The organism is Leptolyngbya sp. 7M (assembly GCF_018128485.1).
Map to the genome: position 1 here is coordinate 4,705,575 of NZ_CP070897.1, position 13,103 is coordinate 4,718,677.

Here is a 13,103-nt window from a genome sequence, read left to right on the forward strand (position 1 = left end):
CGAGAATACAGTTGACTCCTTCCACTCCACCCCTGATCATGCCGCCCTTCACCGCTGCCCAGATTCAAGCCATGCGTCAACTGATGCAACGCTGCGGACAGACCGCCCAGCAAATGGCTGCCCACGAGTTTCAGGTGTATGAAAAAGGCAAGCACGACTATGTCACTGATGTGGATCGTGCTCTGGACCAACAACTCACCGCAGGATTGGCGCGTTTATTTCCGGCAGATCAAATCATTAGCGAAGAAAATCCAGATTCCTGGAGCGCCTTTGCCACCCCTGCCGATCGACAGTGGTTTGTAGATCCATTAGATGGTACCGATGACTTTATTCACGGTCGCTCTCACTATGCGGTCATGGCCGGACTGCTCGTAGGGCATCAGCCGGCGGCAGGATGGATCTACGCCCCAGCAGTTAATCGGCTCTATTACGGTGGTTCTGAGATTGGCCTATTTCAAGCCACAGGGATGGCTCCGGCAGAACCGCTCCAGCCAGTCGAACCGGCCCATCCGTCCGCCAACTTCTGCCCCATTCTGTTGGGATATAGAGATCAGAAACGTTTTGGTAGCGCCATTGCTCATCTGATTCCTGCTGCTCAGTTTAGCTCGATTGGCAGTTTTGGCCTCAAGGTGCTGCAAGTCATCTGCGGTCAGGCTGGACTGTACCTGTACCTGAATCGCCGCGTCAAACTATGGGATACCACAGCTCCGGTTGCCTTGGCCCAAGCGGCTGGCTTGGTTTGCTGTGACTTAAACGGCGAACCCTTACGATTCACGTCCGATAGAATTAACGCCCAAACCTTAGCCCATCAGCAGCTCATCATTATTGGCTGGCGCAGCTATGTGACAGCTTTGTTACCCTGCCTGCAGCAAGCCGTTTTAGAGTGTTGCCCATTACCAGAACGACAATTTTAGTAGGCTCTGCCTCTAGCCACACAGAATGAATGCAGAACGAATGCAAACGGTAGCGGCATTTCCTTCAATCGGGTGAGGCAATTTTGGGTCTGACACTCTACGCTATAAGTAAGCTAGAAAGTTGCTAGTAACCATCTGTGTCAATATCTGTGTCAATGACTGCTAAGTGTGGTTGCGAATGTGGTTTGAGCCGTGTTCCTTATTTGAGTTGTTCTTGGGTTGGTGAATCTATCCGCGTGAGCCACAATCGGTTTGAGTTGGAGAAGCAGGTTGGGGATATCGCTTCGCGGCTCTAGTTAGGGCTTCGGTTGAAACTTACCAATTGGACATTTTGTAGCAACGCTGTTGGTGGGCTGGCCTTAAGCCATTCTTGAGTACTTAAGCGACTGACTTAACTGGTAGGCAACTGAGGTTTAGTGTTGTGCCGTGACACCAAACCTTGAGTTTGCTTTCGGAATTTGCAGTATTGCATCTGTAGTTAATCAGAAGGCCGTTGAAGCAACCGCGTAGCATCTCGATTTTACGGAGGACGGATATGAAACGTTCTATTTTAGCAACACTAACTTTGTTGCCGACCTTATTGCTGCCGCTTCCAGCTCAAGCGGAAAACCCGGCCCATGTGCAGCAACTCCTTGATACGCGGATTGGCTTTCTGAAGCTGATTCTAGACGGCATGATCGACGAACCTGAAGAACAGCGTCAGTGCATTGACGAAGCCTATCGCTCTGCTATGCATTTGATGGATGTGATTCAGGACATTCTCGACATTGCCAAAATTGAAGCGGGCAAAATGCAGCTTGATCTCAACCCGGTTAAGCTCGATGACCTGCTGGTTGATGTCGAGAAGTTCACCCGTCCGCAGGCTCAGCAGCGTAATTTAAGCTTCGAGATTCGTGCTCCTGATACGCGAGACGAGGTGATCCTATACGGCAACTACCAGCGCTTAAAGCAGGTAATGCTGAATCTGGTCGGCAATGCGATCAAATTCACCCATGAGGGCAGCATTACGATTAGCGCCGAAGTAATTCCGGGCAAAGTGGTCGTGCAGGGCGAAGAAAAGCCCGGTATGGTCAAAATTAGCGTCGCCGATACGGGAATTGGGGTATCGCTAGAAAAGCAAGACAAGCTGTTTCAAACCTTTAGCCAGGTGGATGGCTCGCGGACGCGACAGTATGGCGGCACTGGCTTGGGGTTAGCGATTTCTCAAAAGCTGGTGGAAGCGATGGGCGGAGTGGTGAACTTCTTCAGCATGGGCGAAGGGTTGGGATCCACCGTGACCTTCACCGTACCGCTGTATCAAGATCCGGTGATGGTGGCAGCACCGTTGACCGATTCGGCAGATTTGCTGCTTTAAGGGAGGGTGACCAATGCTGGAAGTATTAGCCGCCCTCTCGCTTTCGGCTGCGGTGGGGATGCGAATTGGCCTGCCACTGCTGCTGATTGGCCTGCTCTACAGCGATAACCTCTGGGCCAATGTACCGATTTTGTCACAAATTCCGCCGCCGATTGTCTTAGGGGTACTGGTGAGCTGGTCGCTGGTGGAACTCCTGTTCTCAAAGGAGCGCTTGGGGCAGAGGCTGTTGCAAATCGTGCAGCTTTTGTTCAGTCCTCTTGTGGGTGGGATTGTAGGCATGACTGTGGCTCGCACCGCCCAACTTGATGCTGCTTTGGCTTGGGTGTTAACCATTTTGGGTGGCTTGCTGGCGTTTGTGCTGCACCTTGTGCAGGTAGGCTGGTCCTATCGGCTACGGGGATTGCCGATCTGGGTGATCTTCATTCAAGACTTTCTCTGTGTCGCTTTAGCCCTACTCGCCTTTGATGCCCCTCAACAGGGGGGCTTACTGGCGCTGCTGCTACTCTGGCTGACAATTCGCAGTTCAACTGAATGGCGACGCTGGTATATTCAGCAGGCGGGTGCCAGAAATAGTCGCAATCCGCGTCAGTACAAGCGTGATCCAGACTAGTAGATGCTCAGAGAAATAGCCAATTGAGATAGCAAGCAAGATAGCAGATACGATGGCAAATGGGTCTGTTGAGCGATTAGTCATCGATCTCGATCACACCCGGGGGACCGCAACTCTACTAACCTGAAGGCGGCAAATCAGACACTCTTGGAGGTGTTTTAATGAACAACAGAGTGCCTACAGTTACGCCTGCGCGTACCCAACTGGCGGTTGAGCTAGGCCGATCCCAAACCAGATCGGCGTTCAGTCAATCTCGAATGCGGGTCAACAAGCGGGCCACCGCCAACTCCTCGATGGCGACGTTGGAACAATCTGTGTTTCAGCAGATCAACCAGTATCGTCAGCAGAGAGGATTGGCTCCACTAACGCGCAATGCCACTATCAACCAACAGGCGCGTCAGCATAGCCAAAATATGGCGAATAGCCGTACCTTGAGCCATAACGGTTTTAGCACTCGCATTCAAACAATCGGCAAAACGATTCCCTACCGGGCTGCTGCCGAAAACGTAGCCTACAATGCGGGTTTCAGCAATCCGGCGGCCCAGGCCGTAAACGGGTGGCTTAAAAGTTCGGGGCATCTGCGCAACATCATGGGCAACTATAAGTCGGGCAGGTTTGCCCAAACAGCTCATAAATATTTTGGCCCTGGCGTTTACGCGTTAATTCGACCAAGCCCAATTCGGAAAGCTGAGCGATTTGAGGTCTCGCCTTGTCAACCCGCAGCGCTTTGTTGAACTGCTCCAGGACTTGCAGTTGGTCACGTCGAGAATCCATGTCGATGAAGTCCACGATGATCACGCCTGCAATGTTGCGTAAACGAAGCTGACGGGCAATTTCTGCCGCGGCCTCACAGTTGGTCCACAGCACCGTTTCACGGGCCGTTGCGGAGCGCGTAAAGGAGCCAGAGTTGACATCAATGACGGTCAGGGCTTCCGTGCGCTCAATAATGATATAGCCACCAGAGGGTAAGTCAACCCTGGGCTTGAGTGCTTCCCGAATTGCAGCGTTAACGCGGAAGTACTCCAAAATTGGCACTCGGTCACGGTGATGGTCGATTAACACACCTTGAGGACTTTTGCCGCCGCTCCAGTTGACCAAGTGTTGCTTGACGCGCTTCAAACCCGTATGAGAATCTACCACAATCCGGTTAACGTCAGCGCTGTAGACATCGCGCAAAACCTTTTGGATGAAATCATCGTCGCGATTTAACAGGCTAGGCGGACGCAGCGTCATCGCCTCTTGCTGAATACTTTCCCATTGTTTCTGCAGGGTTTCCAGGTCTTCTAGGATGGCTTCTTCGGCCATGCCCTCCGCTTCGGTACGGACCAGTAGTCCCATTCCAGCCGGTTTGATCAAAATGGCGAGTGCCCTGAGTCGATTGCGCTCGGCATCATTGCGGATCCGACGGGACAAGTTGACGCCGCGACCAAAGGGCATCAGCACTAGGTAGCGCCCTGGCAGGCTGATGTTCCCGGTCAAACGCGGCCCCTTGTTGCCGGTCGGTTCCTTCATGACCTGCACAAGCACTTTTTGTTGCGGAGCAAGTAGTTCTGTGATGGAACCGGCAGATTTTCTCAGCCGCAGTGGCCCTAAATCAGTAACGTGAATAAACCCGTTGCGTTCGCTGTCACCAATATTTACAAACGCGGCGTCAATACCCGGTAAGACATTTTCGACAACGCCTAGATAGATATCTCCAACCTGATGGGTTCCCTTAGCAACGATCAACTCTTGAATTTGATCTTCCGAAAAAACGGCAGCAATCCGGTGCTGCTCAGCGATAATAATTTGCTTTGGCATTCAATTTCCTCAAAAATTTTCAGCATTGAAGGCACTAACTCTATCTGTGCCATCGACGCTGGTACAGGCAGTTTCATAGCCGAGTTCTGACATGGCACAGTCTATTTTTCCGAGACATCCTACTTCGATTGATCTCAGAGGGGTCAACCCTAGATAGCGGACTAAGATAGCGGAAAGCGCCCAGCAAGCATTAGGAAAGCTGGTATGGATCTCTAAAGCACTCAATGATTGAACAACAATCAAACAATAGAACCCTTCGCTCGATACCTTTCTAGGAAGACAGGCACCCAGGAACTGGAAGTAAGACAAAAACTTTGCAGAAGCAGACTTCGCCCTGTATCTGGCACCGATTGAATCACTAGCAACCGGAAAGAGAAATGAGTCTGCAACGGCTTCTCTTGCAAAGATTATAGCGCGGACAAAGTTTTACGCCACAAGTACAACAAACATTTTGCTAAAACGGTGGGCAAAAGTTTATAAAAACTCCATAAGCCAATCTGGTAGGGTGGGATTCTACAAGATAAGGGCAGGAGCAAACTACCGCCTTCTAAGCCGCCTTTTGACCTTCTGAATTGTTCAACCCATTTAGCGACAGATAAAGTGCAGTTACCTTGCCTACCACGAGCAAGAGGCTGTGCCCACAGCGAGCAAGAGGCCTGTGCTAAACACATGCTTTGCAAATGCACTGTTAAATCTGAACTGAATCTGAACAATAACCTGGTCGAGCTTTCGGGCCGTGGATGCGGATTCTGGCGCGATTGGTGGCTCTGGGTCCCAAGAGTTCATGGTGCTGGCCGATGCCGGCGAAGACGAAGTGCTTTACACCGAAGATGGCCAATACGCCGCTAACGTGGAAAAGGCGATTTCCCTTCCCGCCGATGCTGCCGCTTCTCCCTACAAAAAGTTTGAAAAGCTGGATACCCCCAATACCCCCACCATTGCCAGTTTATCTGAGCTGCTGAAATGCTCACCGACGCTGATCCTGAAGAACGTGCTGTATCAAGTCACCTACGACAACGGCATGAATGTACTGGTGCTGGTCAGCATCCGGGGCGATCAGGATGTAAATGAAGTGAAGCTGCAAAACGAGTTGAGCAAATTGGCCTCTGAGTACGGCGGCAGCGCCGTGATTGGGCTGAAGGTGCCAAGCGAAGAAGATCAGCAGCAGTGGGCGGCTAAACCGTTACCGCTGGGCTATATTGCTCCCGATCTGGCCGATAACTACATCCAGAAAACCAAAAATCTAGCGCCCAAGTTCTTGCGGATGGTGGATAAAACGGCAGTGGAACTGAAGAACTTCGTGACCGGCTCAAACGAGTCGGGTTATCACGTTGCCGGAGCCAACTGGGGTAAACAATATGAGTTACCCAAGCTAATTGTGGATGTGCGCAAAGCGATGGTGGGCGATCGGGCGGTGCATGACCCGAAGCAAACCTTGCAGAGCGCTCGCGGCATCGAAATCGGCCATATTTTCCAGCTCGGTACCAAGTACTCCAAAGCAATGGGAGCCACCTACACCAACGAACAGGGCGAGGAAATGCCGCTGGTGATGGGCTGCTACGGAATTGGCGTGTCGCGCTTGGCTCAGGCAGCGGTGGAACAATCCTATGACAAGGACGGAATTATCTGGCCGGTGGCGATTGCCCCCTATCAGGTGATCGTGACGATTCCCAACATCAACGATAACGACCAGGTGTCGGCAGCCGAAGTGATCTACAGCGAACTCACTAAAGCCGGCGTCGAAGCCTTGTTAGACGACCGCGATGAACGAGCTGGCGTCAAATTCAAAGATGCGGATCTGGTCGGCATTCCCTACCGGATCGTCACCGGACGCTCGATTCAGCAGGGCAAGGTGGAAGTGGTGAAACGCGCTAGCCGCGAAACTGAGGAAATTTCGATTCACGAAGTTGTTCCGACAATCAAACGCTGGATTGATGAAGCGATGAATGGAGATAAGAATAATCGGTAATATGAATGCGCTTTAGCGAAACGTCATGGCTAGGGTCGGCTTAGTGATGGCTGGGACAATCCGCTCGCTCGCCATTCTAGCCCCCGATAGGTTGCGAGCCGTTGGCCCTACCTGAAGCGCTGCCAACCCACCCATAATAAACAGCTCACCGGCCAGTTCATTGGATCGTTTATCAGGCCGCCAGCGCAAATGCTCATCTAATACTGGCAATCCATTCACCACATCGATGGGAGATTGTTCCAACAATTGCCCCAGAAGTAAGTCTTGCGTCACATCCAGTTTGGAGCCGGTGGCGAGCCAGATCCGATCAATACGTTCAATACGTTCAATGCGCTGGGAATGAATGTGATCGTGTATGGTGGGATGTATAGTGGGATGTATGGTGGGATGATAATGCTCCACAGCTTGCGCATTCGCGGACAGAGAACGAGCGCAAGTAATCTGCCAACCATCGCCTAACCAAGCGGCCTCCGTCACTTGGCACTGCTCATAGAACGTCAGTTTGCCGTCATGGTGGGCACGCCGCAGTTGAGTCATGATGGCCGGCGTCATGGAGCCACCGTTGCGGGCCTGCTGAATCATCTGGAAGCGGGTTGCCCAACTCGGCTCGTCCCAAAAGTGCTTCAGGTATTTCGGTCCCAGCCAACCCGGATCGGCATCAAACAGCTTTTCATAGAGGCTTACGGCCTCAAAGGGCAGCGCTTTGCCAATCACCTGCTGGAAGGTTTGGGTCCAGGGAAGGGCGCTGATGTACTCAAAGTTAACTGTCAGATAACCTTCGTTCGGACTGGTTTCTACAAAGGATAAATAATCGTTGTTATAGCCAAAGCGGGAATCGCCTACCGGATCGCCCCAGGCAGCAATCACTTGATAGGTATAGCCTTCCGGCAGCACAACATCATCTACAACCGTGTATTGGCTGTAGTCGCTGAGCTGTTTGAGTCGATCTAAACCATCGGTTGGCAGAGGCATCGGTCCTCGGACAGGCTTGAAACTGACGCCGCCGGTCTGAGCAAATGCAGCTTCGCCGTTCAACGATAGAGAAGTCATCTGATCTCGCCCTTGATGCATCAAAGGCTGGAACGCTAAGGAACCTGCACCTGCGCCCAAAAATGCTAGGAAATGTCTCCGTTTAATTGCCATTTTTAGTTCTGCTCTCGTAGGAATGGAACTCAGGAATTGAGCGCTTGTCTTGCGATTGAGTTCTGTGTCATGTTTAACGCGCACAGATCCTCCTGGAGAGAACTTACCAAGGTCGATTTAAGCTAGCGTAATCCCAACATTAAGGTCCGATAGAAGGTCCGAAGGAAATGGGCAGCTAGCCGTCCGTTTGGCTCTGGCGTCAGCAGGATTTGAACCAGAACAGTAATCGTGCTATGGGCATCTGGGGAGTGGCCAAGCAGGCCAGCAGCAAATGTTGCGAGCAGTTTTTGCAATTCTCAATATCGAGTTAATAAACCTTATTGTTTCTATTGGTTTCTTAATGGATATAAATGAGTCAAATTTGATCGATCGCTGACAAAACCCTCGATTTTATGGAATCATAGTCAATAAGGAATTCTACCTAGTGGGTTCCTGATGATATGAAAATTAACTTTTTCTGGAAAATAGCCAAGAAAAATTTGTAGTTTCTTATACTATAGTTAACCTCCAAATAACAATGCGGGCACTCTTATTGGGTCGGATTCCTGCCCTCCATAGACTGCCCAAATCAAGGGGTAAGTCAGTGCGAGTATGCTGAAACTGTTTGAATACAGTTTGATATGCAATAAACGCCTGTGCAGATCTTGGAGCTATCCGATTTAGAGAGGCAGTAGGAGACGTGACTCAATCTTTCTTCGACCAGATGCGGCGCTACGACCCGCAAGCTATTCGTCAATACTACCGCTATCGCCCTTGGCAAGCGATTTGGCGTGCTCTAACTATCATCTGGTTGTTCTCTGGGTTCATTTTGAGCCTGAAGTGGGACGAATGGTTCAACCAGGTTGAAGCCAACAAACTGAAGCGGGCCACGCAGCTACGGCAGCTGTTGACTCATTTGGGACCAACCTATATCAAAGTCGGGCAAGCCCTTTCCACCCGACCCGATCTGGTCCGTAAGGATTTCCTCGATGAGCTGACCAAGCTGCAAGACCGGCTACCTCCCTTCCCGACACCAATTGCCTTTGCGATCATCGAACGGGAACTGGACCGCAGCATTGAAGAAACCTACAGCGAAATTTCGCCTGAGCCTGTAGCTGCCGCGAGTTTGGGGCAGGTGTATCGCGCCCGACTCCGCAGTGGGGAAGAAGTGGCGGTCAAAGTTCAGCGGCCTAATCTGCTGCCGGTGCTGACCCTGGACCTCTATTTGCTGCGCTGGGCGGCTAGCTGGATGACTCCCTGGCTACCGCTGAATTTGGGACACGACCTGACGCTGATTGTGGACGAATTTGGCACCAAGCTATTTGAGGAAGTCGATTACCTCAACGAAGGCCGCAATGCTGAAAAGTTTGCCGCCAATTTTCAAAACGACCCCAGCGTCAAAGTGCCGTTGATTTATTGGCGCTATAGCAACCGGCATGTGCTGACTTTGGAGTGGATCAATGGCTATAAGCTGACCGACTCACAAATAGGCCAGCTTGAATGACACGGCGACCGTCTACCCAGGCGCGAAAGGCATCGGGTACCACACGACGAACCTGGCGCAACAGGCTGTCACTGCTGCCTTCAACCACTAGGCGATAGCGAAACTCCTCCTGGCTTGAGCTAGACGCAGGACGACGATTGCCAGAGTTAGAGCGATTGGGGCGAGTAATCGGAGGACGCAAAGGAGCTTGGGCGACTGGTGAAGCGAGCGCCGTTTGATGAGCTGCTGGTTTTGGAGCCTGGTTTGTCTCAATTGCTTGAGCCACAGGCATCAGGGCCAAACAGTCAACCAGCACAGCCGTCATCATCATCAAAGCCGACACACGAGGCATGTTCTATCTCATTCCCTAGAAAAGAGTCTGTCAGTATTTGTCTGAGTTGGGTTCCAGTTTGTTCCCAATTGGTCCCCACAAGTGCCGCGAGGAGTTTAACAGTTGGAATTATCCAGGGTGAAGCTATTAGTATGTTCGTATCTATATATTCATTTCCACATGTAAACTTCTATCGAAATTCAGTCCTAGATCGTCAACTCTAGTTTCTGTTCTGTGTAAACCTGCGAATTTCAGCTATTTTCCAGCTAGGTTTACTTAAAACGACACCTGCTCATGCCCTGATTCTTTTAGTGGCTGCAATCAGCAATTGCGACCAGTAGACAACACCCAACTCATTTTTCTGCTGTCAAGCCGGATTCATTATCCCAGATTGCCTGAGCGATTGGATCAAAAGTTGGGATAACTAGGGTTTGGTGATGGTCTAGTGCCTGTAGCAACTGTAGGAATTCATGAGCGAGCTATTTCGAGGATTTGAGCAATTGTTAGAGCTAGCCAAAGCGCTGGAAGACAAACTGGAGAAAGGCGAAATCAAAGCCGATGTGCAGATTAATACTCGCCCCCTTAGCAGCATTCCTCGCCAAGGTAACATTCCCCGTGGTGCAAGCAGGGTTGGTTCTGGTGACAATATAGGTCGCTCTAACATAGGTCGCTCTAGCATTCCGCCTGATTCAGTGCAGCCGCCTGTTGCTAAGGAAAATACTCAAGCTTCAGATCAGACAAATTCAGAAACTGGCTCCAGTGTTTCGCTTCAAGATGTCGGTGGGCTGGCCGGAGTGTTGAAGGAACTGCGAGAACTGGTGGAAATTCCGCTCAAGCGTCCAGAATTACTGGCAAAACTGGGACTGGAGCCGCCCCGTGGCATCCTGCTGGTGGGGCCGCCTGGAACTGGCAAAACCCTGACGGCCCGTGCTTTAGCAGCAGAACTGGGCGTCAACTACATTGCCTTGGTTGGTCCGGAAGTGATGGGCAAGTATTACGGCGAGGCCGAAGCCCGGCTCCGCAGCATTTTTGAGAAGGCCACCCGCTCGGCTCCCTGTCTGATCTTCATCGATGAGATTGATAGTCTGGCACCGGATCGGGCCAAAGTGGAGGGCGAAGTGGAAAAGCGGCTAGTCGCTCAGTTGCTTAGCCTCATGGATGGTTTTGCCCAAATGCAGGGGGTGATTGTGCTGGCGGCTACCAATCGTCTCGATCATCTTGATCCGGCACTGCGGCGTCCGGGCCGATTGGATCGGGAAGTGCAGTTTCGGGTACCGGATCGGGATGGACGATTAGAAATTCTTCAGATCCAGACTCGTACCATGCCGCTGGATGAGTCGGTGGATTTGACAGCGGTTGCCGATTTGGCTGTGGGAATGGTCGGTGCAGATCTGAAAGCAGTTTGTCAGAAAGCTGCCTATTTAGCGCTGCGACGGCAAGTGCCCGACTTACAAACGGTTCCAGACACCCTTACCCTGACCCAGGCGGATTTTTTGCAGGCGCTCAAGGATGTAAAGCCCTCGGTGTTGCGTTCGGTGGAAATTGAGTCGCCGCAGGTGAGCTGGGAAGAGATTGGCGGACTGGAATTCTAGCGCTAGTCAGCAGATTCAGCTTGCACTTTAATGACCATCGTGACCATTCAATGGCTTACCCAGGTAGTAGAAAAGTGTCAAGTTAGCTAGAAACAGAATTGAATAAAAGTAGGGCAACATCCCAATCAAATTTTATCTGGGCTGCATCACTCCTGCGCTGATACAAACTCTCTACAGCATGGCTCCCCATCAGATGCCGTACTGTATGCACCAAATGCACCAATTCAGGTTTGCATACCTGTGAGTTACGGATTGGTATGACGCTCTACTGCCAAAACTTAAAATTTAGAACTTAAAACTCCTCCACATGGTAGGCAAATTTACAACTCAAGGCGATCGGGTTATGCGTGCTCAGGTGGCACGGCGCAATTTTCATCTGGATGGACGCGGTATCAAGATCGGCGTGATCTCAGATAGCTTTAACGCATTTAGAAAAGCAAGTCGCGATGTTGCCAAGGGTGAATTGCCAGGACGGCAAAACCCCTTGGGCTACAACCAATCGGTGCGAATCCTGAAGGATTTACGCCGGGGCAGCGATGAAGGGCGGGCCATGCTGCAAATTATTACCGACATTGCGCCAGGAGCTGAACTGCTGTTTCATACCGCCTACCAGTCAAGGAATGCTATTACTGAAAAGAGTTTTGCCCGTGCTGTGAAAGCGCTCGCTAGGGCTGGGGCAAACGTCATCGTAGATGATGTGGGAATACCCACTGCATTCTTTCAAGATGGATTGTTAGCCCAAACGGTGACTAAAGTAGTGAATCGGGGCGTGGCCTATTTCTCAGCGGTAGGAAACGATAGTAATCGCTCTTACGAAAGTACCTTCCGTCCCAGTTCTACCTTTACGCTGAACGGCATTACTTATGAAGCACATGACTTTGATCCAGGTGAGGGAGTTGATCTATTCCAGAATGTCAACTTTGGCTTTGGTGGGGCTATCCAACCCCTATTGAGCTGGGATCAGCCAATCGGCAAAATCAGCAGCGATCTGGCTTTGTTTTTGGTCTCTACGCCCCAATTGCCCACTGCCGACGCGAACCTATTGGCGGTCTCCACGAATTTATTTTCTAACGGCGTTGAACAACCGCTTGAACAGCTTTTTTATCAGTCTGATATATCAAAAACAGCTTATCTGGTAATTGCTAGAAAAGCCGATCCTCAAAATATTAATACTCAAATTAAATGGATTAGTACGGCGAACGATTTGGATCGAGATATTGGTTACGAGTATATCAGTAAAACCAGTAATGCAGCGGAACAATCAACCATCTATGGACAGCCTAATGCTAAAGGAGCGGTCGCAGTGGGTGCTGTGGTCCTGAGTAAGACGCCGGTGTTTGGGGTCAATCCACCTGTGCTGGAAGAATTCTCTAGCCGTGGCGGCACGCCCATTTTGTTTGATGCCCAGGGCAATCGCCTCCGCACCCCCGAAATTCGCCTGAAGCCAGAGCTGGTCGCACCTAGCGGGGTTGCTACTAGCTTGAGGATTTTCAATCCCTTCTCTGGCACCTCAGCCGCGGCCCCCCATGCAGCAGCCGTTGCAGCCTTACTCTGGCAGCGAGCCGGTGGACCCAAACGGTTATCGCCTGCCCAACTGACTCAAATCATGCAGCGCACCGCTATTCCCCTCGACCCAGCCGGCAACTTCCGCAGTGGAGCTGGTTTGGTGCAGGCTGATGCTGCTGTTTTAGCATCCTACCAACGGCACATAAGCGGCACCAAGGGTAAAAACCGATTGCGAGGCCATGGAGGAGCCGATAACCTGTTTGGATTAGGCGGCAGCGATCGGCTCAGCGGGGCAAGCGGATTTGATGCATTGTTTGGCGGCACTCACCATGATCACCTGCACGGCAATACCGGTAACGATTACTTACTCGGCGGGCGAGGGAATGACCGACTGGTTGGTGGACGAGTCTGGCGCTGCTGAA

Annotated in this window: 10 protein-coding genes and 1 pseudogene; 8 read left to right on the top strand and 3 right to left on the bottom strand. The window is 51.3% G+C overall.

Going from position 1 to position 13,103, the window contains the following annotated elements; all coding sequences use genetic code 11:
- Positions 1 to 11 precede the first annotated feature (11 nt).
- The 4 genes and pseudogenes from JVX88_RS24215 to JVX88_RS44370 all read left to right on the top strand — a co-directional run.
- Entirely contained in the window at positions 12 to 914 is a 903-nt protein-coding gene (locus tag JVX88_RS24215) for a 3'(2'),5'-bisphosphate nucleotidase CysQ (protein WP_225931160.1), read from the top strand.
- A 535-nt stretch (positions 915 to 1,449) separates the two neighbouring features.
- Positions 1,450 to 2,268, top strand: coding sequence for a sensor histidine kinase (locus JVX88_RS24220; RefSeq protein WP_211621012.1), 819 nt, complete (start codon positions 1,450 to 1,452; stop codon positions 2,266 to 2,268).
- A 13-nt stretch (positions 2,269 to 2,281) separates the two neighbouring features.
- Positions 2,282 to 2,878 (top strand): DUF4126 domain-containing protein, encoded by a 597-nt coding sequence (locus tag JVX88_RS24225; RefSeq protein ID WP_211621015.1) that lies wholly within the window; start codon positions 2,282 to 2,284, stop codon positions 2,876 to 2,878.
- A 293-nt stretch (positions 2,879 to 3,171) separates the two neighbouring features.
- A pseudogene (locus tag JVX88_RS44370) lies at positions 3,172 to 3,414 on the top strand (CAP domain-containing protein); the annotation flags it as partial.
- A gap of 52 nt (positions 3,415 to 3,466) precedes the next feature.
- On the opposite strand, the gene JVX88_RS24235 reads toward JVX88_RS44370, so the two are convergent.
- Entirely contained in the window at positions 3,467 to 4,678 is a 1,212-nt protein-coding gene (locus JVX88_RS24235; RefSeq protein ID WP_317134422.1) for an Rne/Rng family ribonuclease, read from the bottom strand.
- Between the two features lie 736 nt (positions 4,679 to 5,414).
- Between JVX88_RS24235 and proS the strand changes: the two genes are divergently transcribed.
- Positions 5,415 to 6,647, top strand: a complete 1,233-nt coding sequence (proS, locus tag JVX88_RS24240; RefSeq protein WP_317134423.1) for a proline--tRNA ligase — start codon at positions 5,415 to 5,417, stop codon at positions 6,645 to 6,647.
- A 12-nt stretch (positions 6,648 to 6,659) separates the two neighbouring features.
- Here proS and JVX88_RS38995 read toward each other — a convergent pair whose 3' ends face one another.
- Positions 6,660 to 7,790: an alkaline phosphatase PhoX gene (locus JVX88_RS38995; protein WP_225931161.1), complete on the bottom strand. Its 1,131-nt coding sequence runs from the start codon at positions 7,788 to 7,790 to the stop codon at positions 6,660 to 6,662.
- Positions 7,791 to 8,469: 679 nt separating this feature from the next.
- Between JVX88_RS38995 and JVX88_RS24250 the strand changes: the two genes are divergently transcribed.
- On the top strand, positions 8,470 to 9,273 hold the full coding sequence (locus JVX88_RS24250) for an ABC1 kinase family protein (protein ID WP_317134424.1): 804 nt from the start codon (positions 8,470 to 8,472) through the stop codon (positions 9,271 to 9,273).
- Here the strand turns inward: JVX88_RS24250 and JVX88_RS24255 are convergent.
- Positions 9,227 to 9,604 (bottom strand): hypothetical protein, encoded by a 378-nt coding sequence (locus JVX88_RS24255; protein ID WP_211621018.1) that lies wholly within the window; start codon positions 9,602 to 9,604, stop codon positions 9,227 to 9,229. The genes JVX88_RS24250 and JVX88_RS24255 overlap by 47 nt on opposite strands.
- Before the next feature lie 449 nt (positions 9,605 to 10,053).
- Here JVX88_RS24255 and JVX88_RS24260 point away from each other — a divergent pair, with 449 nt between their 5' ends.
- Both JVX88_RS24260 and JVX88_RS39000 read left to right on the top strand, forming a co-directional pair.
- Positions 10,054 to 11,175, top strand: a complete 1,122-nt coding sequence (locus JVX88_RS24260; RefSeq protein WP_211621021.1) for an AAA family ATPase — start codon at positions 10,054 to 10,056, stop codon at positions 11,173 to 11,175.
- Positions 11,176 to 11,482: 307 nt separating this feature from the next.
- Complete coding sequence (locus JVX88_RS39000; protein WP_317134425.1) at positions 11,483 to 13,102, top strand: S8 family serine peptidase; 1,620 nt, start codon at positions 11,483 to 11,485, stop codon at positions 13,100 to 13,102.
- The last annotated feature ends 1 nt before the right edge of the window (position 13,103 follow it).

Excerpts from the sequence above, each read along its gene's own strand:
- JVX88_RS24220 (WP_211621012.1), top strand. The coding sequence starts at position 1,450 with ATGAAACGTTCTATTTTAGCAACACTAACTTTGTTGCCGACCTTATTG.
- JVX88_RS24225 (WP_211621015.1), top strand. The coding sequence starts at position 2,282 with ATGCTGGAAGTATTAGCCGCCCTCTCGCTTTCGGCTGCGGTGGGGATG.
- JVX88_RS24235 (WP_317134422.1), bottom strand. The coding sequence starts at position 4,678 with ATGCCAAAGCAAATTATTATCGCTGAGCAGCACCGGATTGCTGCCGTT.
- JVX88_RS38995 (WP_225931161.1), bottom strand. The coding sequence starts at position 7,790 with ATGGCAATTAAACGGAGACATTTCCTAGCATTTTTGGGCGCAGGTGCA.
- JVX88_RS24255 (WP_211621018.1), bottom strand. The coding sequence starts at position 9,604 with ATGCCTCGTGTGTCGGCTTTGATGATGATGACGGCTGTGCTGGTTGAC.
- JVX88_RS24260 (WP_211621021.1), top strand. The coding sequence starts at position 10,054 with ATGAGCGAGCTATTTCGAGGATTTGAGCAATTGTTAGAGCTAGCCAAA.
- JVX88_RS39000 (WP_317134425.1), top strand. The coding sequence starts at position 11,483 with ATGGTAGGCAAATTTACAACTCAAGGCGATCGGGTTATGCGTGCTCAG.